The organism is Geosporobacter subterraneus DSM 17957 (assembly GCF_900142145.1).
Taxonomy (GTDB): domain Bacteria; phylum Bacillota; class Clostridia; order Peptostreptococcales; family Thermotaleaceae; genus Geosporobacter; species Geosporobacter subterraneus.
This window is the reverse complement of sequence record NZ_FQZV01000030.1, coordinates 21,099-45,907: the sequence shown is the minus strand read 5'-3', so window position 1 is coordinate 45,907 and position 24,809 is coordinate 21,099. Positions and strand designations below refer to the sequence as shown.

The 24,809-nt window shown below is 41.3% G+C and carries 24 protein-coding genes and 2 tRNA genes; 5 read left to right on the top strand and 21 right to left on the bottom strand.

What is annotated here, in order from left to right; translation table 11 throughout:
• Together yycF and BUB56_RS11760 are read right to left on the bottom strand one after the other, a co-directional pair.
• On the bottom strand, positions 1–690 hold the full coding sequence (gene yycF / locus BUB56_RS11765; RefSeq protein ID WP_110941516.1) for a response regulator YycF: 690 nt from the start codon (positions 688–690) through the stop codon (positions 1–3).
• Between the two features lie 388 nt (positions 691–1,078).
• The gene (locus BUB56_RS11760; protein ID WP_110941515.1) at positions 1,079–1,906 is read right to left on the bottom strand and encodes a peptidase MA family metallohydrolase; all 828 of its coding nucleotides are present in this window, start codon (positions 1,904–1,906) and stop codon (positions 1,079–1,081) included.
• Between the two features lie 201 nt (positions 1,907–2,107).
• On the opposite strand from BUB56_RS11760, the gene BUB56_RS11755 reads away from it, so the two are divergent.
• Positions 2,108–3,406, top strand: coding sequence for a S8 family peptidase (locus tag BUB56_RS11755; protein WP_110941514.1), 1,299 nt, complete (start codon positions 2,108–2,110; stop codon positions 3,404–3,406).
• A gap of 127 nt (positions 3,407–3,533) precedes the next feature.
• On the opposite strand, the gene BUB56_RS11750 is transcribed toward BUB56_RS11755, so the two are convergent.
• Entirely contained in the window at positions 3,534–4,931 is a 1,398-nt protein-coding gene (locus tag BUB56_RS11750; protein ID WP_110941513.1) for a LysM peptidoglycan-binding domain-containing M23 family metallopeptidase, read from the bottom strand.
• A gap of 208 nt (positions 4,932–5,139) precedes the next feature.
• Entirely contained in the window at positions 5,140–6,654 is a 1,515-nt protein-coding gene (locus BUB56_RS11745) for a M1 family metallopeptidase (RefSeq protein ID WP_190014445.1), read from the bottom strand.
• A 195-nt stretch (positions 6,655–6,849) separates the two neighbouring features.
• On the opposite strand from BUB56_RS11745, the gene BUB56_RS11740 reads away from it, so the two are divergent.
• The 4 genes from BUB56_RS11740 (at position 6,850) to BUB56_RS11725 (ending at position 9,113) form a co-directional block, all read left to right on the top strand.
• Positions 6,850–7,851, top strand: coding sequence for a DnaD domain-containing protein (locus BUB56_RS11740; RefSeq protein ID WP_242946317.1), 1,002 nt, complete (start codon positions 6,850–6,852; stop codon positions 7,849–7,851).
• A gap of 5 nt (positions 7,852–7,856) precedes the next feature.
• Entirely contained in the window at positions 7,857–8,849 is a 993-nt protein-coding gene (locus BUB56_RS11735; protein ID WP_408606958.1) for an ATP-binding protein, read from the top strand.
• Between the two features lie 108 nt (positions 8,850–8,957).
• Positions 8,958–9,033: transfer RNA gene (locus BUB56_RS11730), tRNA-Lys, on the top strand.
• A gap of 5 nt (positions 9,034–9,038) precedes the next feature.
• A tRNA-Thr gene (locus BUB56_RS11725) sits at positions 9,039–9,113 on the top strand.
• A gap of 302 nt (positions 9,114–9,415) precedes the next feature.
• Here BUB56_RS11725 and BUB56_RS11720 read toward each other — a convergent pair.
• The 17 genes from BUB56_RS11720 to BUB56_RS11640 form a co-directional block, all read right to left on the bottom strand.
• The gene (locus tag BUB56_RS11720; protein ID WP_110941509.1) at positions 9,416–10,702 is read right to left on the bottom strand and encodes an adenylosuccinate synthase; all 1,287 of its coding nucleotides are present in this window, start codon (positions 10,700–10,702) and stop codon (positions 9,416–9,418) included.
• 129 nt (positions 10,703–10,831) lie between these two features.
• The gene (locus BUB56_RS11715) at positions 10,832–11,353 is read right to left on the bottom strand and encodes a DUF421 domain-containing protein (RefSeq protein ID WP_110941508.1); all 522 of its coding nucleotides are present in this window, start codon (positions 11,351–11,353) and stop codon (positions 10,832–10,834) included.
• Positions 11,354–11,448: 95 nt separating this feature from the next.
• Positions 11,449–11,658 (bottom strand): DUF1858 domain-containing protein, encoded by a 210-nt coding sequence (locus BUB56_RS11710; RefSeq protein WP_110941507.1) that lies wholly within the window; start codon positions 11,656–11,658, stop codon positions 11,449–11,451.
• Between the two features lie 202 nt (positions 11,659–11,860).
• Positions 11,861–12,493 carry a GNAT family N-acetyltransferase gene (locus BUB56_RS11705; RefSeq protein WP_110941506.1) on the bottom strand — a complete coding sequence of 211 codons (633 nt, stop codon included), beginning with the start codon at positions 12,491–12,493 and terminating at the stop codon, positions 11,861–11,863.
• Between the two features lie 365 nt (positions 12,494–12,858).
• Complete coding sequence (locus BUB56_RS11700) at positions 12,859–13,344, bottom strand: ferritin family protein (RefSeq protein ID WP_110941505.1); 486 nt, start codon at positions 13,342–13,344, stop codon at positions 12,859–12,861.
• Between the two features lie 266 nt (positions 13,345–13,610).
• A complete protein-coding gene (dnaB, locus tag BUB56_RS11695; protein ID WP_110941504.1) occupies positions 13,611–14,942 on the bottom strand; it encodes a replicative DNA helicase in 1,332 nt (443 codons plus the stop codon).
• A 109-nt stretch (positions 14,943–15,051) separates the two neighbouring features.
• Positions 15,052–16,971: a Lon family ATP-dependent protease gene (lonC, locus tag BUB56_RS11690; protein ID WP_110941503.1), complete on the bottom strand. Its 1,920-nt coding sequence runs from the start codon at positions 16,969–16,971 to the stop codon at positions 15,052–15,054.
• Between the two features lie 13 nt (positions 16,972–16,984).
• Positions 16,985–17,431 carry a 50S ribosomal protein L9 gene (gene rplI / locus BUB56_RS11685; RefSeq protein ID WP_110941502.1) on the bottom strand — a complete coding sequence of 149 codons (447 nt, stop codon included), beginning with the start codon at positions 17,429–17,431 and terminating at the stop codon, positions 16,985–16,987.
• Entirely contained in the window at positions 17,431–19,422 is a 1,992-nt protein-coding gene (locus BUB56_RS11680) for a DHH family phosphoesterase (RefSeq protein ID WP_110941501.1), read from the bottom strand. Before BUB56_RS11680 ends, rplI begins: the two co-directional genes overlap by 1 nt.
• A gap of 18 nt (positions 19,423–19,440) precedes the next feature.
• Positions 19,441–20,400, bottom strand: coding sequence for a YybS family protein (locus BUB56_RS11675; protein ID WP_110941500.1), 960 nt, complete (start codon positions 20,398–20,400; stop codon positions 19,441–19,443).
• Between the two features lie 12 nt (positions 20,401–20,412).
• The gene (locus BUB56_RS11670; RefSeq protein WP_110941499.1) at positions 20,413–20,742 is read right to left on the bottom strand and encodes a MazG-like family protein; all 330 of its coding nucleotides are present in this window, start codon (positions 20,740–20,742) and stop codon (positions 20,413–20,415) included.
• A gap of 172 nt (positions 20,743–20,914) precedes the next feature.
• The gene (gene rpsR / locus BUB56_RS11665) at positions 20,915–21,142 is read right to left on the bottom strand and encodes a 30S ribosomal protein S18 (RefSeq protein ID WP_069981428.1); all 228 of its coding nucleotides are present in this window, start codon (positions 21,140–21,142) and stop codon (positions 20,915–20,917) included.
• Between the two features lie 21 nt (positions 21,143–21,163).
• A complete protein-coding gene (locus BUB56_RS11660; RefSeq protein WP_110941498.1) occupies positions 21,164–21,565 on the bottom strand; it encodes a single-stranded DNA-binding protein in 402 nt (133 codons plus the stop codon).
• 24 nt (positions 21,566–21,589) lie between these two features.
• Complete coding sequence (gene rpsF / locus BUB56_RS11655; RefSeq protein ID WP_110941497.1) at positions 21,590–21,877, bottom strand: 30S ribosomal protein S6; 288 nt, start codon at positions 21,875–21,877, stop codon at positions 21,590–21,592.
• A 221-nt stretch (positions 21,878–22,098) separates the two neighbouring features.
• The gene (locus BUB56_RS11650) at positions 22,099–23,283 is read right to left on the bottom strand and encodes an aminotransferase-like domain-containing protein (protein WP_110941496.1); all 1,185 of its coding nucleotides are present in this window, start codon (positions 23,281–23,283) and stop codon (positions 22,099–22,101) included.
• A 170-nt stretch (positions 23,284–23,453) separates the two neighbouring features.
• Positions 23,454–23,648: a DUF951 domain-containing protein gene (locus tag BUB56_RS11645; protein WP_110941495.1), complete on the bottom strand. Its 195-nt coding sequence runs from the start codon at positions 23,646–23,648 to the stop codon at positions 23,454–23,456.
• Between the two features lie 274 nt (positions 23,649–23,922).
• Positions 23,923–24,801 carry a mechanosensitive ion channel family protein gene (locus tag BUB56_RS11640; protein WP_110941494.1) on the bottom strand — a complete coding sequence of 293 codons (879 nt, stop codon included), beginning with the start codon at positions 24,799–24,801 and terminating at the stop codon, positions 23,923–23,925.
• Positions 24,802–24,809 lie beyond the last annotated feature (8 nt).

Below are 24,809 nucleotides of genomic sequence, written 5' to 3'. Positions count from 1 at the left end.
CTATGCCCTCCTAAAGTAGTATCCTATACCTCTCTTTGTTAAGATATATTTAGGATTGCTGGAGTTATCCTCGATTTTTTCCCTTAGCCTTCTAATAGTAACATCTACAGTACGAATATCTCCGTAGTATTCATAACCCCATACCTCTTCCAAAAGCTGCTCTCTTGTGAAAACCAGATCCTCCTGGGTGGCCAAAAATTTCAGCAGCTCAAATTCCCTCAAGGTTAACTCTACGGTCTCATTTCTTTTCTTCACCTCATACTTTGTCAAGTCTATAGACAGCTCTCCGGAAGCGATCACATTAGATTTTCCGTTTCCTGGAACAGCTCCTACTCTTCGAATATTGGCTTTTACCCTCGCCATCAATTCCCGTATGCTAAAAGGCTTTGTAATATAGTCGTCAGCCCCTAGTTCCAAGCCAAGTACCTTATCTACCTCTTCTTCCTTTGCTGTTAGCATCAGAATAGGGGTATTAAAGCTTTCTCTAATCTTCTTGCACACTTGAAAGCCATCCATCTTCGGCAGCATAATATCTAATAAAATTAAATCCGGCTCAAACTGATATACTTTACGGATTGCATCTTCACCATCAAAAGCTACACCCACTTCATAGCCTTCCTTTTCAAGGTTAAACTTCACAATATCTGAGATCGGCTTTTCGTCGTCTACCACTAATACCTTTCTATTCATCCTATACCACCTCATCAAATTTCTATCGTGTATTATATTCTTTTTTTTTTCGCTGAATCCTCTTCTTTTGTAGGATTTCTCTATGATTTTACAATTGTTTCATGTACAAAAAACCTATGCTTCACCACAAAATGAAGCCTATGTCTCCTCATGTCCTTTTTTAGTGCTTGGGACCTATAAAAATCCTACAAGTTCTCCATGCTTTATTTGCCCAATTCATATATACTATAGATAGAAGAAAGGATGCTTCTACAGCCACTGTCTTATTGACAGCAGAAAATTCTTATGCCAAATAAAATGAATTCTTTCCTCTTCAATCAGAAAAGACTCCTCCTTTTTCTATAGATCATTTTGTAGGATCTGTTGTTTCCAACAGATCCTACTTTTTTTATTTCCTATACACTTTTAGTACATCCTCTTGAAAAGCCTGGTTTTTTGCTTCTGCCAGGGTTTTTCCCTGACCTAAACCTTCTAATACCTGCTTCATCCCTTCGAACCCGTGGCTTTCAACGATGTCGCGGACAATCTCAAAGGAACGCTTGTAAGCAAGCATCTCATCCAGGCTGCCAAAGTTTTCTGTCAGCTGCTGTAAGCTGTAAGGTTTATCCTCCGGGTATCTCAAGTCTTTTCCCCATTCATAGCCTGTTTGTACATACTCTTGATATAAGGCCATTCCTTCTGTAAACCATAGAGGATAATTTCCCTTTGCCATGTCATCTACCAATAAATGGGTAAACTCATGGACCATGGGGCCTTCATTTAAAAATACCTCCCGCATATCCTCATGCTCTCCCACCCACAGACGAGGAGAAAGCACTTGTAATGTAGATGCATAGTATACACCCATAGGCGGCTTTCCTTTTCCCAGGTTAGAGTTTGCCATTAAGGCAGCAGGATCGTTATATAGAATCACTACTGTTTTTCTTTTTGGGCGATAGTTAAACATCTCGACAATTTCGTCGTAGTGTCTTTCTGATGCTTCTGCTACTAGTTCGATAACCTCTGGATCTTCTTGATCATATCGAATCACAAAATTTTCTGTTTCTACTTTTTCATACCCTCTTGTTTTATATAAAATCCATTGATATTGCAGTTCTCTCAGATGTGGGTAGAAAAAGGTCTTTAATTCTCTCACATGGAAAGAAGTGAAAAAGATGATCCCTGCCAGTACTAAAATAAAGAAGCTAGAAGCATTGGTTTTTAATACTCTTTTCATGTGTATCCCCTCCCCCTTTAAGAGTATGTATATGAGAGAATACACTGCTATTATAACATATTATTATGTTAACTTCATTGACAATAATAGGAATCCTCTATAGGGAACCCTTTTTTCCTTTTAACGTCTCATTTACCTTTAACACTTAGTGGACTTACTGCATACATTGTATTGAAAATATAATGATATGGAGTGAGCGATATGCCTATGAGATATACATCCAATCGATTTATCGACCCCGTAGTAGCGACAAAAATGTCCGCTGACCCCAACAAAAAGCTGTCTGTGATCGTGCATAGCAATAATGGCTGCGATCACGTCCATCAATGCATTGAGTCCTTAGGCGGTAAAGTGAAATATGACCTGCCCTTAATCGGTGCAGTTGCAGCAGAAATTCCTGCCAGTCAAATTGAACGCTTGTCTCAGGAGCATGAGGTTGAATATATCAATCATGATTCCAATGTATTTAAGTGTATGGATATTGCTTCTCTGGCAGTGGAATCAGATTATGTGAATGAGAGCGGTTATACGGGAAAGGGTATAGGGGTTGCCGTTATAGATACTGGAGTCATTAACCATAATGACTTTATCAAACCTACCAATCGGATTGTAGCCTTCAAAGATTTTGTGAATGGACGCGGCAACCCCTATGATGATGACGGTCATGGCACCCATGTGGCTGGAATTATTGCCGGAAATGGTTTTGTAAAAGAAGACTACAAAGGGATCGCCCCCGAAGCAAATATTATTGGTGTAAAGGTGCTGGATGAGAATGGTAGCGGAAAAACCTCCGATATTCTTGCAGGACTGCAGTGGGTCATTGATACCAAGGATCTGTATAATACAAAGGTGGTTTGCATGTCCCTTGGCTCACCTGCTGAAAACTCCTACAATAAGGACCCCCTTGCCAGAGCAGTCAATGCCGCTGTACAGCAGGGCCTCACTGTTGTAGTAGCAGCCGGTAACAGCGGCCCTGAGCGTAGAACCATCACCAGTCCTGGCATCAGTCCATCAGCGATCACCGTAGGTGCTACGGATGATAATCGAACGGTCACCTTAGAGGATGATTTTATCGCCAAATTCTCTGGCAGAGGTCCTACCATTGACGGTAATGTCAAACCCGATGTGGTGGCACCAGGTGTTGACATCATGTCCTGCTCCTACAAGAGTCCAACTTCCTACGTAGCTTATTCAGGTACTTCTATGGCTGCTCCTATCGTAGCCGGTGCCGCCGTACTGCTTTACCAAAAGTATCCTAACATCACACCGGCGGAAGTAAAGGCCCGGATTATTCAGTCTGCTCAACCCATAGATCGCAATCCCTATAATCAAGGGGCTGGCTGTATCCGCATCCGCCAGATCATGGGCATAGAAACAAAAGAAAAACCGCAGCAGCAGCCACAAGCTCCTAGCCCTTATCCCCGTCGAAGACCTCAGCCTTACTGGTTCAGATTTTGGGGTCGGGGAATGCTTATGCTGCTACTTCTTCTTTTGATTTAAATGGGTTCTCTCTAATGGTTTGCATAATATGCATACCCTGCATATTTCAGTAACCTAGAATCCTTAAACAGATGTTTCCATTATAAATTCAGAAAAGAAAGCCTGGCATATGCCAGGCTTTTATCATTTAATATTTTACATATTTTAATGGATTGACCGGAGTACCGTTCTTTCTAACCTCAAAATGAAGGTGTGGACCCGTACTTCTTCCTGTATTGCCTACTTCTGAAATCTTTTGTCCCTTGTGTACCTTATCGCCTACAGAGACTACAATTTTACTGTTGTGTGCATAATAGGTCTGATAGCCGCCACCATGATCGATAATTACCAGCTTCCCATAGGCTCCTTTGGTTCCAGAAAATACTACCTTGCCGCCATCTGCAGCATGAACAGGTGTACCTACTTTCGCAGCGATATCAATACCTTCGTGCTTGCTGCCCCAACGCCAGCCAAACCGAGAAGTCAGACTTCCTCTAGTAGGATTGCTGAAGGTTCCTGTTCCTACTTTCGGAGGAGGATTCTTCGTCCCCTTTAGCACAACCTGGTTTTTGGGTGCCTCAAGAATATTTTCCTCTAACACATTTCTGGATACTTCTATACCATTGTGCTTCACGATCTCTGCTAATACTTGCCTTTTACCATCCTTCCCCTCGACCTTGATACGGGTTTCTCCTTTAAAGAGTACTGCCGTTTCCTCAAATTCGACGTCAAAAGGAATCTTTTCATCTAACCGGGCTTTCTCTATTGTAGCGATTGTGATCAAAGGCTTCGGTACAATTAAGCTAATCTTTTGCTTAAGCTGCAGCTTATCCGGATTCACTTCTGGATTTGCCTTAACCAGATCATCCACCTTTAAATCATACTTCTTTGCGATGGTCCAGAAGCTCTCCCCTTGTTGGATTTCGTGGACCTTTACTTCTTCAGTCCCTTGCTGAATGAGCTTTAAGGCCTCCTCGCAGTTCTTCAGATTCTTCGCTTCAGCAGATACTTCTTCGATGGCTACACTTTCCTCAAAATAAATCTTCTCTATGGCTGAGCCTTCTGCAGGTGTATAGCTTTTCTTCAAATCTTCTAAAACACGTTCAGCCTCTTCCTGGGTGGCCAGCATGGCTATCATCTCACCATTGACCTTAATCCCATGGGCCTTTACCTTGAAATTCATGAACTCTTGAACGGATTTTTGCAAGGTTTTCTGATCCGTCAACGCCTCGTCCTTGGCTCTTGTTTTTTCATAGGTAATGTTTTGGTTGAATACGACCTCTGTATTGTAGGCGTTATGTAAATTCCTCTGCATTCTCTCCAGGATACTCGAGAAATCTTCCTTCTTCCTGACAACTCCAACTACTTTTCCGTCAACCTTCACGGTGAAAGCCTCATTTTGATTATATAGTACTGTAATGATCGGAACAGCCACCAATAGGGTTATCGTCGCAATTGCAATTCTTCTTCTGCTTTGTCGGCTAAGTTTTTTATAATAGGATATAATCTGTCTTTGGATTTGTTCAGGGAATTTACGTATAGGCATCAACTAAAACTCCCTTCTTTTCTGTAGTTCTAGAGTCCTAGATTCTACAAGTTGGTCTTAAATTCCTGCTTTTTTTGTAATACAATTGTAATAATTTTTAACCCGGTATTTTTAATTATATCATAGTTTTAATATCAATCAACCTTTCAGAAGGATTTTTGATTTCTAGGGACAGGATATATGTTTATTCTATGCTAAATATTGGATATTATTCCTGATTATAGTCCAACCACTTGCTGAAAAAGGCCTGCAGCTCCCGCTCTGATACCTGTTGACATAGTTTAATAAAATCTTCAGTAGTGGCGTGTTTAAAACGATATTTATCAAAATAGACCTTCATAATCTGGAAAAACACTTCATCTCCCAGCTCTTTCCGCAGCTCTCCAATAAACATGGCCCCCTTGCTGTAGACTAAAGCCTGATATTCGTGGGGATTTTCAAATTCCTTCAGGCTCCTGTGAATTTTCTCCTTTGACTCCATGCCGGGAGTATGATAGGCATGATAAATTCTGGCAACCATATTTTTATAGACATTTTCCTTTACATCTTCCCCATATTTTTTTTCATAATACAGCAGTGTTGAGTATTCTGTAAGGGCTTCATCCAGCCAAGGCTCGTTCACCTGATCATTTCCTACGATGCCATACCACCATTGATGGGCCACTTCATGGGCAACCACATATTCTAATATCTCCTGCTGTTCTTCCTGATACAAGGATTGATCGATAAATACCAGATTTGGGTATTCCATTCCCCCGATAAAAAAATCTGCTGCTGCGATAGAAAGCTGTTTATAGGGATATTTTCCAAAGCTCTTGTTAAAAATCTTAACAGCATCCTTTGCAGTTTGGAGTGCCAGATCTCCATAGATATCTTCAATGAAATAGGATTTGATTTTGATTCCGTCCACTTCATCCTCCAGCACTTTATATTTTTCCCCAGCGATCATGGCAAAATCCCGTACATTTTTTGCCTCTACCGTCCAAAGCACTTTTCCTCCAATATTTTCACGTTTGATGATATTTCCCGTGCTGGCTAAGGTGTATTCGGGAGACATGGTGATATAGACTCTATAGTTGGCAGTATCACTATAAAAAGGGTCTCCAATAGCATAATAGGGTTCCAGATTCCAGCCCCGGTGATCATGTACTGCAGCAATAGGATACCAGTTTGCAATATTGATGGTATTTTCCCCATACCCAAAGCGGCCCCTTGCCGGCGGTATTTTTACAGTAAATGTAATTTCCAGGTCAATTTTTGCCCTTGGCTCCAAGGACTGGTTGAGGTTAACCTTCAAAATGGTTTCTCCTACTCCCAAAATCACATAGTTCAGGGCTTCTCCGCTGCTTTCTACCGATGAAATTTGAATGTATCCCGGTTCAAAGCCTTTTGGATAGGCCAAATTTATTTCTCCTGCATTGAAGGGAAGGGTTCCTTCTGTTTTAAAGGTGTTAGGGTAGAGGTGAAAGTACAAGGTTTGAAAGCTGGATTCAGATACATTTGTATAGGTAAGCTTTTGATTGGCTACCAAAAGCTTTTCCATGGAATCGAATTCAGCCTTAATTACATACTCGTTAAGGGGATGCTTATATTGTCTTTCCCTCTGTGAAAAAACCGTCGCAGTGCCGTTCAAAAGCCCTAGCTTCTCGATTGCAACAGACATGGTAAGGGATAGCAGGACAATTGAGCATAGGATCAGCTTTCTTTTGATCTGCTGCTTCATGAACACACCTCCTATTCTATCGCTACTATAACTATATGTATCGGTTTTTCCAATATGTACATATTTTGTTAGAGTGCTTAATTTCAGCCCCAGGGATATGGTATAATAGAGTAAAGTTGCTCCTATGGGGCTAGGAAGGTGATCAATTTGCATTTTTTCAAACAAGCAAACGATATTGACCTAGGGGATACTCCTGTGGAAAATATTTTTCTCAATGATTTTATGCCCATGGCCAATGGAACCCATGTAAAGGTCTATCTGCTCGGCTATAAATACGCCAATGATAAGGATTCCTCGCTCACCGTCAGTCACGCTACGATTGCAAAGCATCTGGGACTGCCTTTATCTGACGTGATGGATGCATGGGACTTCTGGGAAAAAAAAGGTGTTATTCGTAAGCATCCTATAGGAGAAGGTGATCCCTTTCAATATATGGTGGAGTTTATTAATCTAAAGCAGTTGTACATAGATAACAATTATAAAGCTGTAAAGGTTGGAGAAAGTGCAGAGGAAACTGCATCGGGTACTTATAGCTGCTCTCCGGAAGATTTGATTGAAGCCAATAAGGTTCCGGAGATCAAGGAAATGTTTTACCAGGTAAATCAATTGGTTCGGAGAAGTCTTGTACCCAATGAGATGATGGAGATATTGGAATGGATCTATAACTACAATATGGATCCTGATCTTGTGATCCGTGCATTTATGTATTGTATTCATCAGAAAAACATAAAAAATGTGAAATACGTAGGCGCAGTCATCCGCAACTGGTATGACAACGGCATTACCAGTGTACAAAAGCTGGACGAGCATCTGTCAAAAACCGATGTACGCTATAGCCAATATCATCAAATATTTAAAGCTTTGGGCTTTCACTTCCGGGAGCCCTCCGCTGCAGAGCGGAAGGTCATGGACCAATGGCTGGAAGAGTGGCAGTTTACGATGGAAGTCATTCTAAAGGCCTGTGAGAATTCCAAGAAAACCTCAAACCCTAACATTAACTATATCCACAGTATCTTAAGTGCCTGGAAGATGGATGGCATTCAATCGGTAGAAGAAGCTGAGCAGCGTCAAAAGCCAGAGGCTGCCCTTGCTAAAAAAACCGCCAAGCCGGTACAAAATCGATTTCATAATTTTGAGCAGCGAACGGCAAAGTACAGCAAAGATGAATTAGAAAAAATCCTCCGTAAAAAGGAATAAGGTAGGTGTCGCCCTTGAAGCATCAGTTTACCAACGAAATACTGCTGGAGTATGAAAAGATTCGGGACCAAAAGTATAAAGAGCTAGAACAGCGAAAGGCTTTCGTATACAGTAAAATTCCTAAGATTAAAGCCATTGATGAGGAAATCGCAGGAACCGGCGTGCTGATTGCCAAAACGATTCTAAATCATCCTGGAAACTATGAAAAAGCTTTGGAGGAAATCCAGAGCAAGATGGAATATTTAAAACAGGAAAAAGCAATCTTGCTGACTGAAAATAATATTCCTTTGGATTATTTAGAGCCCGCCTTTCAATGTCCTCACTGTAAGGATACAGGATATAGCCCTAGCGGAGAAAAATGCAGCTGTTTTAAGCAAAAGCTCATCAACCGGGCTTACGCTATGTCTAATCTGTCAAAGATTTTAGAAAAGCAAAACTTTCAAACCTTTAATATCCACCTTTTTTCCGATGAGAAATTTGAAAACCGGGATTGGACACCGCGGCAGAATATGCTGCAGGTTTTAAATGTCTGTGAAGGCTTTGTACATAATTTTGACAGCAAGCAGCGGGAGAATTTGTTATTCTATGGTACTACCGGACTGGGCAAAACCTTCATGTGCAACTGCATTGCCAAGGCTTTGCTGGATAAAGGAAAGATTGTGGTCTATCAAACTGCCTTTAAAATACTGGAAATATTAGAGGATTATAAATTCAACAAAAACCGCACCCCCGATACAGAGGTCAGCTATCAGTTGTTGTTCGACTGTGACCTGCTGATTATCGACGATCTCGGTACGGAGCTGACCAATACCTTTACCAATACAGAGGTCTTCAATATACTCAATACACGACTGATTCATGACAAAAATATCCTCATATCCACAAACTTATCCCCCATCGAGATTGCCAATACCTACAGCGATCGGATTTTTTCAAGGATTTTCGGAGAGTTTACCATTTTAGAGTTCTACGGTAAAGATGTCCGTTGGGAGAAATAGAAAAGAAACAAGTGGCAAATTGTTAATTTTGGAAAAATTTTTTTGTCGTTTTTTATTGACAGCCTGTCCATCCTCCTGTAATATATATAACTGTGAGTTAAATAAATCGACCCATTAGCTCAGCAGGTAGAGCACTTGACTTTTAATCAAGGTGTCCCGCGTTCGAGCCGCGGATGGGTCACCACCTTTGCTAGTGTGGCTCAACGGTAGAGCAGCTGACTTGTAATCAGCAGGTTGGGGGTTCGATTCCCTTCACTAGCTCCATTACATAAAAAGGGATGTAGGATAGGATTTCTTATGTCTCTTTTTCTTATTTTTTGATCTTATAGAATAAAAGCCTATAAGAAACAAATTGGCGGGCATGGAAACCCGCCACTACAAAATCTCACATATGTTTTCGTTAGTATGTCCAGTATCGTAGGGTTGGGTCTCTGCGCCCAACCGCATAAAGAGGTCAGTATAGGCTGACAAGCACGAAAATCCATCTCACGCATTTTAATATATAGAATATTAGTGATTTAAAAAGCCCTAAGGAAAAAATGCATTTTTTCCTTAGGGCTTTACTATTATCGATAAATTTTTTCTCTGATAATCGTTTGATCTCTGCCTGGTCCTACCGAAATAATCTTTACAGGCACATCAATCAACTCTTCAATGCGGTCAATATATTTTCTGGCATTCTCCGGCAGCTCCTCATAGGAGGTGCACTTGGTAATATCCTCACTCCAGCCGGCCATAGTTTCATAGATCGGCTCACATTTTGCCAGGGTTTCCAGACAAGCAGGGAAATGCTCAATCACTTTATTCCCCATCTTATAGCCGGTACAAATGGAAATCTCATCGAAGCCTGTTAATACATCTAACAGCATTATAGAAAGTGCAGTTAATCCATTGACTCGGGCTGCGTATCTTACCATGACGACATCAAACCATCCACATCTTCTTGGTCTTCCAGTAGTGGTTCCAAACTCATTCCCAGCAATACGGATACGGTCTCCGATTTCATTATCCTGCTCTGTTACAAAAGGTCCTTTACCTACTCGGGTGGTATAAGCTTTAATAATGCCTACAACCTCTTGAATCATGTTTGGGCCGATGCCGGTTCCTACTGTAAAGCCGCCGGATATAGGATGAGAGCTTGTAACATAAGGGTAGGTTCCTAAGTCCACATCCAGCAGTGTCCCCTGAGCACCCTCAAACAATACCTTCTTACCGGACTTTACCGCATCATATACCAGTACACTGGTATCATCCACATACTTTCTGATTTGTTCTGCGTAGCCCAGGTATTGGTCAATGATCTGCTGTTTGTCCAGCTTTTCCCCGCCATATATTTTCTCGATAATCTCATTCTTCTTGTCAATCTGCTTAGATACCTTGTCAATAAATACCTCTCGGTTCATCAGGTCGCAGATTCGGATTCCGCTTCTTTCTACCTTGTCCATATAACAAGGGCCGATTCCCTTTTTTGTGGTTCCGATCATTTCCTCTCCCCGTGAATCCTCTGCCAGTGCATCCAGTACCTTGTGGTAAGGAAATATCACATGGGCTCTATCGCTAATCTTTATGTTTTCAACAGAAACCCCTTGAGCTTCTATTTTTTCTACTTCCTTTAGAAATCCTTCCGGATCAAATACAACACCATTTCCAACAATGTTGACTGTCTTTGGATTCAAGATGCCTGAAGGTATTAAATGAAGTGCATACTTCTTATCTCCTACTACTACTGTGTGTCCTGCATTGTTTCCACCCTGGGCTCTGACAACCACATCTGCTTCTCCTGCCAGATAATCGATAATCTTCCCTTTTCCTTCATCGCCCCATTGCGCACCTACAATAACCACCGTTGACATCTGCGACACCTTCCTCTTATATATTGTTCGTGTTCTTCCCTTTATAACCCATATACACACCTCTTATAGTATCAGAATAACCCCAGTCAGTCAACAAATATACGAATAATAATTATATAAAATAAGTTTTTATTCGAATAGCAGAGGCTTTTTTTCCTTTTTACCTTTTTCCTTCCGTTTTTCCGTCAATCCTTCATTAACAGCCTTCAGCGGCCTTTTTTCTGACTTTGGCATGACTGTAATCTTTCCTGTATCTTCCATAATAGCAAATTCTACATCGGCTACATTGCAATAACCCTGCTGTCTCAGTTCATTCATTAAATCCAGCATGGAAAGCTTCGCCGCACGCAAAGAGTCTTCCGATATTTTTCCCCTTTGAATTAAAATCTTCGGTGTACCAAAGATCATATCTCTAATTCGCTGGTTTCTGCTGAAGGATAGGACCGTGACATGAAGCAGTGCTAGGAGAAAGACACCGTAGGAGGCATAGGCAATATCAGAAGTTGTGAGAGGACCTGCTGCTACGGTGCTTAAGATCAACAGCACAGCCAGGTCAAAATTTGTCAGTTGAGATAAAATCCGTTTTCCTATAACACGGAAAATAATTAAAATAAGAAAATAAATGATCAGGATTTTCAGAGCATAGGCCATATTATTCTGCCTCCAACATATGTTTATCCATAATATAGCTCAAAAAATCCATAAATATACAAAAGGTGCCTAAGTTCCCTTAGACACCTTTTGTACTATTCACCTTTTTTCGCGAAGAATTCATTTAAATCATCTATTAAAGCATCTACGCTTAACCCATGAACCATTGCAGCATCAGCGATGCTTTCCATGGAAGATGCAGGGCAGCCTAAACAATGTAAACCATGTCTCATGAAAATAGGTGCAGTTTCTCTATCCATTCGCAGAACATCTGCAATAATCATATCCTTTGTTATTTTTGCCATATGTCATACCTCCTTCTTTGGTATTCAAAGATACATTAACATTATACCATCTTTTAGATAAAATCAAACTACAATTTATCATATTTCTATAATCTTTAAGGATATATTCTCCCTATCTTTTAATATCTCTCTTAAAGTTTTGAAATATTCCTTTGTGGGAAAACCAAAGATATGAACAAAATCTGTCCACATATCCACATAATTATTCACATTCTAACATTATTTTTGTGGATAAGCTGTTGACGGCATGAGAATAATCCTTTTTTGTCATCCGCATTACAGCATATCGGGTCATTGCTACACCATCCACGAAGGCAAATTGCTTTCTGATCTCTGGTGCAGTTTCTTTGTAGAAAATTTCTGCGTACTGATCTTCAAAAGCAAAATCTTTTTCCTCTACAGTTTTAAACCCACATTTCTCGTAACAACGCTGGGCACGGATATTATACTTAGCTGTTCTAAGGTAAATGGCCTGCATTTTCATTTCTGTGAAGTAGAAATGCAAAAAAGCCTGTATGGCATCAGTGCCATAGCCTTGATTCATATACTGGGGATTTAATACAATACCCAGCTCACTTTCTCTTCGAAACCACTGAATATCTCGGATAAGAAGATATCCAATTACCTGTCCCTCTATGTTTTCAATGGCATAGCTTTTCTTTTTCCATTTTACGGTTTTAATTTTATACCAATTATCTCTCTCTGCCTTGTTCATTCTTGGAAAGTTATAATGAAAAAATAATGGTTCTGTATGCTTTGACCAAAGCTGCATTTTATCTACATCTTCCCGCAGCAGCCCTCTGATTTTCGTTTTCTGTCCCATTGCAATATACATTCCATCACCCTTTCAAAACATTTTTCCATAGCTGCTTTTATTGAATCTATATTTGAAGATACTAAAAAAATGTTTCTTTTTATCCTCTTTATTTTAACATGAAATTTAAAATTTTGAACAAAAAAGAGCATCCAAAGGATACCCTTCTTTATTCTACCTTATAGCCTTTCCAATATTTCCGGAACCCCTAAATTGGCTTCCAGATATCCCTTTATAGCTGCTTTTTGATTCACTGCCATTTTTAAGCAACCATTTTTTTGATATCTCCCGTTAATACTCCGCCAATCAGCTTGCCTTCCTCCACAAAGAGCTTATGGAACACAGTACCTTCCTAGGTTTCCCCTTTTATAAATGCCACTCCTTTATTATATCGTTTGCACCAATACCCTAAAGTGATGTAGATGCTTAATCTCCTCTTTAATCAAACGCTCTAGAACCTTTCGGGTCATGTCAGTTTTTGTATTGGCTAAAAAGGTTTCGTAGAATAAAATAGAATCCTTTTCTGCCTGTATACCAATCATCAAAGCATCCTTTACAGTATTTACCTGCTCCACTTTATAATATGTAATACTCTTGGTATTAAAAACAGCCGTATCACTGATGGCCTTAAGGTATTGCATGACCTCTTCTTCCATTACATATTTCTCACTATTTCCCAGGCGTTCCGCCACACGGTCATGGAGCTGCTCAAAGACCCGGATATGCTCAGCCTCTTCCAGGGCCAGATATTGAAACATTTGCTTAATATTCTCCTCCTGAAATCTTTCTGCAGCTTTCATATAGAAGCGATATCCTTCTTCTTCCACACCCTTGGCCATCCTTAGAAGTTCCAGCTCATTAAACCCTTCCATTTCATTTCCTCCTTTTGTTTATGTTTGCGATACATTGGACTTTTTTAGGACTCTTACGGAATCCTTTCTTTATAAAATCAAACCTCAACTGCCTGAACTATATGGATAAACGCCATTAAAAATAAATGTACTCTTGTAGGGGCAGACCTGCGTGTCTGCCCGCTTTTTCAGGACGACACATAGGTCGTCCCCTACATTTATCTTTCATTTTACTGGCGTAAATCTATAAAGTATATTACCCTAGCCTTTCTTTTCTAAACAGGTTATTATTCTCTGAACTTTTCAAGATTGGCAAACTTGGTGAACTGACCCAGCCATGCCAATTCCACTGCACCAGTAGCACCGTTTCGCTGTTTGGCAATGATCACTTCTCCTATATTCTTTTTCTCGCTATCAGGATGATAGTACTCATCACGATAGAGGAACATAACGATATCGGCATCCTGCTCAATGGCACCGGATTCTCTCAAATCTGATAGAATCGGACGGTGATCTGCTCTCAGCTCTGGAGCACGGGACAGCTGTGAAAGAGCTACAACAGGGCAATTCATCTCCCTTGCTAACCCCTTTAATGCTCTGGAGATGCCGGAGATTTCCTGCTGGCGGCTTTCTGCCCGCCCGTCACCGGACATCAACTGCAGGTAGTCAATCATAATCATATCTAATCCTTGCTCCATCTTCAAACGCCGGCACTTGGCCTTCATTTCCATTACGGAGATACTTGGGGTATCATCTATAAATATCTTCGCCTGGGCTAAAGGGCCCATAGCCTTGGCCAGTCTCGGCCACTCATCCTCACTAAGGGTTCCTGTACGGATCTTTTGTATTTCAATATGGGATTCGGCACTGAGCATACGCTGTACCAGCTGATCCTTAGACATCTCCAGACTGAAAATCGCTACCGATGCATTTCCCTTTAGGGCTGCATTTTGGCAAAGGTTCAAGGAAAAGGCGGTTTTTCCCATACTGGGACGGGCTGCCACCAGAATCAGGTCCGACCGCTGAAGTCCGGAAGTTTTTCGGTCAATATCACTAAATCCTGTGGTGATTCCCGTGATACCGCCTTTGCTCTGATACAGCTCTTCGATTTTATTAAAGCTTTCCAGCAAAACCTGCTTTATATGAGCAAAACCTTCCTGAGACTGCTTTTGAGAGATATCAAAAATATTTTTCTCTGCCAAATCCAATATCTGTGTTACTTCTTCCTCTGCCTGATACCCTTTCTCCAATATTTCTGAAGAGGCCTTAATCAGCCTTCTTAGGATTGATTTTTCCTCAACAATTTTTGCATAATACTTTACATTGGAGGTGGTTGGTACCGCTGCTGAAAGGCTGGCAAGGTATGTAATCCCTCCTATGGCCTCTAGTGTTTGCCGTTGTGTCAGCTCCTCCGATAGGGTTACCAGATCTACCGGTTCATCCCGGTTGTAGATCTCCATGATCGCCTCAAAAACCTCCCGATGGGCCTCTTTATAGAAGTCTTCTCCTCGGATCATTTCCGAAGCTGTTATCACAGCCTCCTTGTCTAAGATCATCGCCCCCAATACGGACTGTTCTGCATCCATATTATGGGGCGGAATTCTTCCTAAGTATTCCATGTCTTGCCTTCCTCCTTATTCTTTCCCACAATAATGCCCTTAACCGTCCTTCGAATCCCTACATTCAACAAAGACCAGCAAAAGCCTTTGAGTGCCCTGTGCTGGTCCTTTAATTAGCAGCAAAAAAAATCTCCATTACCTCTTCGATGGTCTCTACAGGGATGATTTCAATGCCTGCAAAGCCAGCCTTTAGGTCCTTTAAGTTATCCTTTGGAATCACTACCGTCTTCATACCCGACTGCTTAGCTCCAAATATTTTCTCATTGACGCCTCCAATAGGCTTTATTCTTCCTTGAATAGAAATTTCCCCCGTTATGGCTGCATCCTGACGAAGCTTTTTCTGTCGGATGGCACTGATCATGGTCATGACAATGGCAGCCCCTGCGGAAGGCCCGTCAATCTTTCCCCCGCCGATAACATTTACATGGACATCATAGTCCTGGAGAATTTCCCCGGTGGTTTTACGAATGAGAGAAGCGGCATTGAAAAGAGAGTCCTTGGTCATGGAGCCTGCTGTATCATTAAACCGCAGACTTCCCTTTCCCTTTTCCAGTGCCTTAAAAGCAATGCATTCCAATTCAATGACCGAACCTAAGAATCCATTGACTCCCAGCCCAAAAACCTTTCCAATCTCTGGCTTTTCACTGGCTTTCTTTTGCGAGTAGGAAACCAACCGGCTCATTCTCACCACACTGTCCATGTGTTTCTGAGTAATATAAATCTTGCCTTCCCCGGATTGCTCGTAAAGGGCCATGCTATAAGCATCGGATAATATATTCACTGCCTTTCTTCCTTCAATGGTGTATTGGCTAATCTTCTCCGATACCCCTTCCTCCAGCTCCACCGACAACCGACTAGCTGCCTGCTCCACGATATTTTGAATATCTTCATTGGACAAAGGCTCAAAAAATACCTCTGCACACCGGGAACGTAAAGCAGGATTGATCTCTTGAGGCTGTCTTGTGGTTGCACCAATCAAAATAAAATCTGCCGGAGCACCCTCATCGAAAAGCTTTTTAACGTATAGGGGTACGGCGGGATTATCAGGATCATAGTAAGCAGAATCAAATTCTACCCGCTTATCCTCCAGCACCTTTAACAGCTTATTTTGCAGGAAATCGTCCAATTCTCCGATTTCATCTATAAATAGAATTCCTCCATGGGCTTCTGTTACTAGGCCCAGCTTCGGTTCTGGTATCCCGGTCTCAGCAAGATCTCGCTTACTTCCCTGATAAATGGGATCATGGACAGAGCCTAACAGAGGATTGGTGATCTCTCTGGGATCCCAGCGAAGGGTTGTCCCATCTACTTCCACGAAACGGGCATCTTGCTCAAAAGGAGAATACTTCATCTTTTTAGCAAACTCCAAAGCCAAACGGGCTGCGGTGGTTTTTCCCACACCGGGAGGTCCGTAGATCAGTATGTGTTGGGGAAAAGGAGATGCAATCTTAGATACAAGAGATTGGATCGCTTCTTCCTGTCCTACGATATCCTCCAGTTTTCGAGGCCGGAAGAGCTCCATGGCTGATTTTGAAAGCTTCTTTGTCTCCAGCTTCTCCAGATATGCATATTTCTTTAAGGTATAGGCATTTTCAGGGCCGGCATTTTTCTTCAGAAGCTGCAGCTTCATTTCTTCCATGTATTGCAGCTGTTTTTCTTCAATCTTTTCTGCCATCTCTTTCTCTAGCCGGCTCTCCACCGCTCTTCTGGCTAACAGATCCGCTACCTGACTCTCAATGGCTTTTAGGGTTGGGCTGACATCATGGGGCTGCAGCACCGGCGTTTGCTCCTTGGAATTAAAAACAATTCGGTGTAGGGCTACAATCCTGTCTTCAACCTTTTCCGACTGAACAAAATCCTGGGCCTCCAGCTTCATTAATCTTTCGGAAATCCTGTCTTTACCAATTAAGTGATTGACAATATCAAAAAGAGCGGATACTTGACGGTTTATTTCTCCCCTCTCACCTATTTGTCCATATGACGCTTCTGCATCCACAGCTGCTATTTGTTGCTCTGTTAAAGATTTCATCGAAATCTCCCTTCTATTCTGCTGCAATCTCTACTTTCATTTTTGCGGTTACCTCTGGATATACTTTGATTTCAACAAAGCTGGCACCAAGCTCTCGGATTGGATTATCCAGCTGAATTTTTCTCTTATCTATTTTTATTTTATGCTGCTTTTCTAAGCCTTCAGCTATATCTTTAGAGGTAATGGAACCAAACAGTCTTCCGCCCTCTCCTGCTTTTCCCTTTAGATTTACTGTCAGGCTGGACATCTTTTCTGCCAATGCTTTGGCCGCCTGAAGCTCTTCCTGCTTCTTTCTAGCCTCTGCCGCCTTTTGCATTTCCAGCGCTTTAATGCCCCCCTCTGTAGCCTCTTTGGCAAGACCTCTTGGAATCAGGTAGTTTCTTGCATGGCCGTCACTGGCATTTATAATCTCACCTGCTTTTCCGATACCTTTTACATCCTTTAATAAAATCACCTTCATTATTCTTCACCTTCCTCAAAATATTCATCAATTGCTCTAATGAGCATATCTCTTGTCTCATCCATAGTATAATTCTTCAATTGGGTTCCGGCCACGGTTAAGTGACCGCCTCCGCCTAACCGCTCCAAAATCATCTGCACATTGATCTCCCCCAGAGAACGTCCGCTGATGAAAATCTCCTCATCATCCCGGTATCCCAGCACGAAGGACGCAGTAATTCCCCGGATGTCCAACAGCTCATCCGCTGCCTGGGCCGCTACCAACTGAGCATTATGGGTTCCCTTGGGACATATGGACAGGGCAATATTTCTGCCGATATCTTGGGCATTCTTAACAACCTCGGCCCTAGCCACAAAAGTTTCCAAATCATCCTGAAAGAGCTGCCGTACGCTGGTGGTATCTGCGCCGGCTCGCCGCAAGAGGGAGGCTGCTTCAAAAGTTCTAACCCCTGTCTTAAAGGAAAAATTCTTCGTATCTACGGCAATCCCTGCTAAAAGGGCTTCCGCCTCTATTTTCTCAATGTTCATTTTATCTTCCATATACTGCAGGATCTCTGTAACCAGCTCACAGGTAGAAGAAGCATAGGGTTCCAAATATGTAAGTACTGTATTTTCAATGAACTCTGCACCCCGTCGGTGATGATCAATGAGCACTATCCGCTCAGCTTTGGCCAAAGCCTCAGGAGCCTGGGTGAAATTAGGCCTGTGGGTGTCCACCACTACGATTAATGCATCCTGATCCACACGGGCCAGAAAGTCCTCAGGGCCTATAAATTTATATTCCGGATAATCCTTAACACGGTTCCAGAGATTTTCAATAGAAGGATTCACTCCTTCTAATAAAATATAGGCTTCTTTTCCCCTGTTTTTTACTGCACGATAAACCCCGATTGCGGCACCAAAACTGTCCATATCAGGGATCTTATGACCCATAATCAGCACACGGCCCGATTGATCGATCAGCTGACGGAGGGCATGGGCAATTACTCTGGCCTTTACCTTGTTCCGTTTCTCCACAGCCTTTGTTTTTCCTCCATAAAAGCTAATGGCATCGATCTTTTTCACAATGGCTTGATCTCCACCTCGGCCAAGGGCCAGATCTAGAGCTGCCCGTGCATATTCCTCATTTTGCTGGGGTGTTCTGCCATTGGCTCCTACTCCTATACTGAGGGTAACAGGGATCTCATTGCCCATCTGGATCTCCCGCAGTTCATCCAGGATGGCAAATTTCCTGTTTTCTAGCAAGTCAAGGTATTTATTTTCAAATATTAGAATATATTTATCTTTTTGGAATTTCTTCATGACCGCATTCATCCTGGCAGCCCAGAGGTTCATCTTGCGGTCTATTTCTGCAGCCACCAAGGGGCGTTTCGCTTCCTCTGCACTCTGCATTACATCGTCATGATTATCTACCTGAACCAAAATGATATTGGTTCTCTCCTCATTATAAAGCAGCTTTAGATTGTGAAAGCTGGTAATATCTATCCAATAGAGCATCACAATATGCCGCGAATCTACGTCCTCTGTTTTCACTATATTATATAAAACTTTGTAATGTCTATCATTAATTGTTACCTCAGTTACCATATCTTTTTTGTCCTGCAAAATATTGTTCAATTCTATCCCTGGTATAAAGTCTTCAATATTCCTTTCCAACAGATCCTTGCTGTCAGCGATTTCTCCAAACCGTGAATTATACCAGATAATGCTGCCGTCAAATTCTACTATGACCAAGGGAATAGGCAGGTTCAAGACGGCATATTTGGTTGCAGCATCGATATTGGTGGAGAAACCCTCAATATATTTGCGCCACATCTCTTTCCGGTCGTGGGAGGTTTTCCAATTGTGGTACAGCAAATAAATCATAACGGCAATGCCTAACCCGCCAATCAGCGGATTATAGTAGGCCAAAGCCAGCACCAGCAGTGTCATGATCCATAGATGAATCCTCGTATCAGGAATGAATATTTTTGAAAATCGTTTATTACCCATTTATTACACTCCTAAAAGTTATTCGGACTGCAGCTTTCTCAGATTCAAAAACGAATCTGTCAGCCCGATCATGGCTACCATGAAGGCGCCCATTGGATTAAACAGCAGAAAGAAAAAAATCACTATTTTTAACAGTTTACTCGCTTTATAGACAGACATAAAAAATAATATAACCGCCAGCCCTTGAATGAAGAAAATAAACTGGAAAATCAGAAACACATTTACAACCAGCGTATCAAAGTGAACGATATTCAGATACCGAGTCAGTGCTGTCAGTATGATAATCAGCAGTGTCCCCATGAGGAAACTTCTAGGAAGTCTTAGTTCCTTTAGCGGCGGTAGTTTTGGAGGGATTGTTTCTGCTTTATAGCCAATGCGCTTTAATATAAACACGGTTAAAACATAATTGATATAGGTGAAAAATACGCCTCCCATAATAATCAACGTGGGTATGATCATCAATATGAGCTTCGTCATATTTTCCATCTCTATTCGCTTCTGCTCTACATTTGCAGCATCCATGCCTATACTTTGCATCAGTTCAATCTGCATTCTCCCAGCTTCCGTAAAAACTTCATTCAGAATCTGATACATGCTCATCCCGGAGACAGCAGTAGCTAAGCTGTTGCTTAATATCAATGATAAAATGGCTGCAATAGAACCGCCTAAGAAAATCATTGATGCAGAATATTGTTTATTCATCATATAGCCCATTACAACAGCAATAATACCCGGAAGCAGTATAACAAACATGGTCAATGGCTGAGTTAAGCTCCCCACAATCACTGCAGCAGTAATAACGGAAAGAATACTAAAGCCTATCCCGTGTCTCTTTCCCAAAATAATAAATGGAACCGGAATAAAGTATAGGATAAATCCTAAAAAGGGAACATAAGTATGTACAATTGCTAGTATCGCTGCAATGGCAGCCATTAGGGAAGCTTCGATTAAGGCCCTTGTCTTCTTCTGCGTATCCAAAACAAATCACTCCTAGTTTCTGTTTCTATTGAAATATTGTTTCAAGTTTGATAGATCTCCATACCACTCTTCTACTCTGTGCTGTTCCAAAATGCCCAAACGAATTTTATCTTCTATTTTCATGTCAATACTGGAAAAGTTAATTCCCAATCGTTTTCCAAGTATGTAGGTAACCAATATAATATTGGCTAATACATCGATTAAGGCTTCCTGACCTGCCTTCGTTCCTTTTATAAGTAGCTCAAAAAGAGAAGCTATGGCAGTTAATAGCTCACTCTTTAACCATTCAATGATTTTAATATTTTTGGTAATATCCAAATTATTCTTTTCCCCTGCATTCATTGCCCAATTCCCCTCCTTTATATACATTATAGCAGATTCCGCTATCTTGTATATATTCTGCAAGAAAGACAGGTTATCCTTTTTTATTCTCTATGAGAGGATCCCTCTATGCTGCAAAGGACCGTCTTAGCTCTTATGAAAAAAGAGAAGTGATTTCTCACTTCTCTATGGTTTATTCTGCAGTATATGGCAGTAATGCAACGATTCTTGATCTCTTGATTGCAATGGTTAAAGCTCTTTGGTGTGTTGCACAAGTACCGGAAATTCTTCTTGGAAGAATTTTGCCTCTATCGGTAACATATTTGCCAAGTTTTCTGATATCTTTATAATCAATATGCTTTGCTTTATCTGCACAGAAGCTGCATACTCTTTTTTTACGGCCGCGTCTTTTCTTCATCATCATCTCGTTTTCCCTCCTTCTTTAGAATGGAATGTCGTCATCCTCTTCGATAGCCTGGAAGCCATCTATGTCTATATCCGACGGATTGTTAAATCCTCTGTTCTCGTTTTTGTTCCCCCAATCCAGGAATTCCACTCTATCTGCAACAACTTCAGTTGTAAAGCGCTTTTCACCGCTTTGGGTCTCAAAGTTATTGTTTTGCAGTCGGCCCTGAATGGCAACAAGTCTGCCCTTCGCCAAGTAGTTGGCACAGTTTTCACCTGCTTTTCCCCATACTACTACTCTGAAAAAATCCGCTTCCTTTTCTTTGGCAAATGGTCTATCTACAGCAAGTGTAAAGGTGGCTACTGCTTTGCCGCTACCTGCGGTAAACCGAAGCTCCGGATCTCTGGCCAATCTTCCGATTAAAGTGACCTGATTCATACTTACACCACCTTAATAATTTAATTATTTTTCTTCAAGATTTACGATCATGTGTCTAATCACATCATCTGAGATCTTGAAGTTTCTGTCCAATTCCTTTGGTAAGTCTGCACCAGCCTTGAAGTTAATCAGCACGTAGTAACCATCATTTAGCTTTTGGATTGGGTAAGCAAGCTTTCTGTTGCCCCACTCATCCACGCTTTCAATCTCACCATCAGACTCGATAATAGACTTAAATTTGTTGATTACTTCGTTTCTTCTCTCTTCTTCAAGATTAGACTTCATAATGAACATCGCTTCATACTTTCTCATATTTTCCACCTCCCTATGGACTAATTCGGTCCTGCTCCTGCACAGGACAGAGAGTATATTCTCACATCATAGTATTATATCAGTAGTACAGGCTTTATGCAAGGATTATTTAAAAAGGAAGGTTCAAGATTCAGGGTGCCAGGTTCAAGCAAACCCAAAATCCTTGTCTTTTTCTAGTAGTAAAGCCGTATCAGCTGATACGGCTTTTTAAAGATGATATATTATTTAAGTGCTTCTGTGAATACTTGGCCCAGACGCTTAATTCCCTCTACAATCTTATCCTCCGGCATGTTGGAGTAATTGATTCTACAGGTATTTTCGTGACCGCCATTGGGGAAGAAAGAACCTCCGGGTACAAAGGCTACATTCTTTTCTAAGGCCTTCACCATTAGATCTCTTGCATTGAGATGCTTTGGCATCGTTACCCAAGTAAATAGTCCGCCCTCCGGATAGGTATATTTAAATTCTGGCGGGAATGCTTCCTTCATCGTCTGCAGCATTAAGTCCCGGCGTCTTCTATAAGTATCCTTGATTTTTTCTACGTGTTCATCCAAGTTGTATAACTCCAGGAACTCATTTAATTCTCTTTGAGAAATGGTACTGGACTGCAGGTCTGCTCCCTGTTTAACCAATATATATTTTGTAAGAATTTCCTCTGATGCACAGACCCAACCAATACGAAGTCCTGGACAGAATGTTTTAGAATAGGTACCCAAGAAAATTACACGTCCATCGGTATCAAAGGACTTGATGGATGGCGGAATTTCTCCTTCAAATCGCAATTCTCCATAAGGATTGTCCTCTACAACCGGCAAATCATATTTTACAGCCAATTCTACCAACCGCTTACGTCGGTCAACGGGCCATGTTCTCCCTGTTGGGTTTTGGAAATCTGGAATTACATAAATCATTCTTGCTTTCGGTGTAGCTTCAAGGATTCTCTCCAGTTCTTCCATGATCATACCATGATCATCGGTAGGAACCTCAACGAATTCACATTCATAGGCTTTAAAAGCATTAATTGCCCCTAGATAACTTGGGCTTTCACAGATTACAACATCTCCCGGATTTAAAAATATCTTACCGCTAAAATCCAAACCCTGCTGTGATCCGTTGGTAATCAATATGTCATCTGCCTTTGCCTGAATTCCAAGCTTGGCCATTCTTGCGGCGATCTTTTCCCGCAGCGGAGTAAAGCCCTCTGTTGTACTATACTGAAGTGCTTGCTGTCCACCCTCTTCTAATACCTTTAAGGTGACCTTCTTCATTTCTTCTACCGGGAACAGCTCTGGTGCAGGCAGACCTCCTGCAAAGGAAATGATCTCCGGTCTTGTTGTAAGCTTTAACAACTCACGGATCTCCGAAGCTTTAATACCTTCCATACGATGTGCGAATCGAATCGCCATTTCAAAAGCACCTCCATTAGAATTGTAATAAGGAAAAGCTTTGCCCGACTGTATTCACTACTATTATATCATTAAACAATTCTTTGTTGACTATATTTTTAAAAAATTTTTGTAAGTGTTGCACAAATATTTTAAAGAATATTCTGCCATTTTGAATTGTTTTTTGTTAATCATTCTTCTTTTCTCTCCAGTATCTTCTTTATCCTTTTTTCCAGCTTTACCCGGGGAATCCAAACTTCATGGCTGCAGCCGCAGCACTTGATGCGAAAATCCATTCCTGTACGTGTAACCTCAAACTTATTGCTGCCGCAGGGATGATTTTTCTTTACTTCCAATATATCCCCCATTTTTAAATCCATGGGCATAAACACTCACCCTTTCTTATTTCATTTTGCTGCAAGCTCTATCCTTTATGCTAAGCAAAGAGCTGTCCTTTTATACTATCTATCACAGCTGCATAAAGATCTGCTTTACCCTATTAATAGGGTAAAGGAGCATTATAGAATATATTAACACAATTTAATCTGTTATGCCACTTTATATTTTTTCTGTCTCTGTATTTTATAAAGTCTTCTAACAAACACAACTCTTGCGTTTAATCCAAAAGAAAAGTAAAGTCCGAGATTTTCCCGAACTTTATTATCGCCGCTCACTGCTTTCAATAACCACTCTTCTGGGATAGGGAATCTCAATTCCCTTATCCTCTAATCTTTCCTTAATACGCTTGCGCAGTTCTCTTTCTACTGCCCACTGCTCCATAGGGATCGTCTTTGCCATAACGGAAATTGTCACATCAGATTCTCCCAGCTTCGTTACACCCAAAACCGTAGGTCCTTCCACGATCTTATCATTTTCTTCAGCGATTTCTGTACAGAGCTTTCCCAGCACCTCCAAAGTACGGTCTAAGTTCTCCTCATAAGCGATGCTGACCTCTACTAAGGCCCGCATATTTCCTCTGCTTCTGTTGGTCACTTTGTCAATAGAGCCGTTGGGAATGATGTGCAAATCCCCGTTAAAGTCCCGGATCTTTGTCACACGAATAGCCATCTCCTCTACAATACCGGATTTTCCCCCGGTCTCAACATAATCCCCCACTTGGAACTGATCTTCAAATAGGATAAAAAATCCTGTGATAACATCCTTTACCAGGTTTTGCGCGCCAAAACCGATAGCCAATCCTCCAATACCTGCAGCAGCGATTAAAGAGGAAATATTAATGCCCAGGGTTTCCAGTATGGGCGTGAAAGCAACAAAATAAACAATATATCGGAAGATACTCTTAATAATATCTTTTAGGGTATCAAACCGTCTCTGCTCACCTACAAACTTGAGTTTTTCCCTGTTTTCAAAAAATTTGTCTATTACAATATTAATGAATCGTATGGTCAGCTTGGCTGCGATAAATATAAAAATGATTTTCAACAGGGCACCGGAATATCTGGTCAATCGCTCCGGATCACCATACAATTCGACCATTTCTCTAATCTTCCCGTTGATCGAGGCTCTTGTCCCTTCCATAGACAGAT

Coding starts and splice junctions, on each gene's coding strand:
- BUB56_RS11680 (WP_110941501.1), bottom strand. CDS start 19,422: ATGGGTAATAAACGATTTTCAAAAATATTCATTCCTGATACGAGGATT.
- lonC (WP_110941503.1), bottom strand. CDS start 16,971: ATGAAATCTTTAACAGAGCAACAAATAGCAGCTGTGGATGCAGAAGCG.
- BUB56_RS11720 (WP_110941509.1), bottom strand. CDS start 10,702: ATGTCAACGGTGGTTATTGTAGGTGCGCAATGGGGCGATGAAGGAAAA.
- BUB56_RS11755 (WP_110941514.1), top strand. CDS start 2,108: ATGCCTATGAGATATACATCCAATCGATTTATCGACCCCGTAGTAGCG.
- BUB56_RS11670 (WP_110941499.1), bottom strand. CDS start 20,742: ATGAATGCAGGGGAAAAGAATAATTTGGATATTACCAAAAATATTAAA.
- dnaB (WP_110941504.1), bottom strand. CDS start 14,942: ATGGAATACTTAGGAAGAATTCCGCCCCATAATATGGATGCAGAACAG.
- yycF (WP_110941516.1), bottom strand. CDS start 690: ATGAATAGAAAGGTATTAGTGGTAGACGACGAAAAGCCGATCTCAGAT.
- rpsF (WP_110941497.1), bottom strand. CDS start 21,877: ATGAGAAAGTATGAAGCGATGTTCATTATGAAGTCTAATCTTGAAGAA.
- rplI (WP_110941502.1), bottom strand. CDS start 17,431: ATGAAGGTGATTTTATTAAAGGATGTAAAAGGTATCGGAAAAGCAGGT.
- BUB56_RS11745 (WP_190014445.1), bottom strand. CDS start 6,654: ATGAAGCAGCAGATCAAAAGAAAGCTGATCCTATGCTCAATTGTCCTG.
- BUB56_RS11650 (WP_110941496.1), bottom strand. CDS start 23,283: ATGGCGATTCGATTCGCACATCGTATGGAAGGTATTAAAGCTTCGGAG.
- BUB56_RS11760 (WP_110941515.1), bottom strand. CDS start 1,906: ATGAAAAGAGTATTAAAAACCAATGCTTCTAGCTTCTTTATTTTAGTA.
- BUB56_RS11750 (WP_110941513.1), bottom strand. CDS start 4,931: ATGCCTATACGTAAATTCCCTGAACAAATCCAAAGACAGATTATATCC.
- BUB56_RS11715 (WP_110941508.1), bottom strand. CDS start 11,353: ATGGCCTATGCTCTGAAAATCCTGATCATTTATTTTCTTATTTTAATT.
- BUB56_RS11660 (WP_110941498.1), bottom strand. CDS start 21,565: ATGAATCAGGTCACTTTAATCGGAAGATTGGCCAGAGATCCGGAGCTT.
- BUB56_RS11705 (WP_110941506.1), bottom strand. CDS start 12,493: ATGTATATTGCAATGGGACAGAAAACGAAAATCAGAGGGCTGCTGCGG.
- BUB56_RS11710 (WP_110941507.1), bottom strand. CDS start 11,658: ATGGCAAAAATAACAAAGGATATGATTATTGCAGATGTTCTGCGAATG.
- BUB56_RS11640 (WP_110941494.1), bottom strand. CDS start 24,801: ATGGAAGGGACAAGAGCCTCGATCAACGGGAAGATTAGAGAAATGGTC.
- BUB56_RS11700 (WP_110941505.1), bottom strand. CDS start 13,344: ATGGAAGGGTTTAATGAGCTGGAACTTCTAAGGATGGCCAAGGGTGTG.
- BUB56_RS11645 (WP_110941495.1), bottom strand. CDS start 23,648: ATGCCCATGGATTTAAAAATGGGGGATATATTGGAAGTAAAGAAAAAT.
- rpsR (WP_069981428.1), bottom strand. CDS start 21,142: ATGATGAAGAAAAGACGCGGCCGTAAAAAAAGAGTATGCAGCTTCTGT.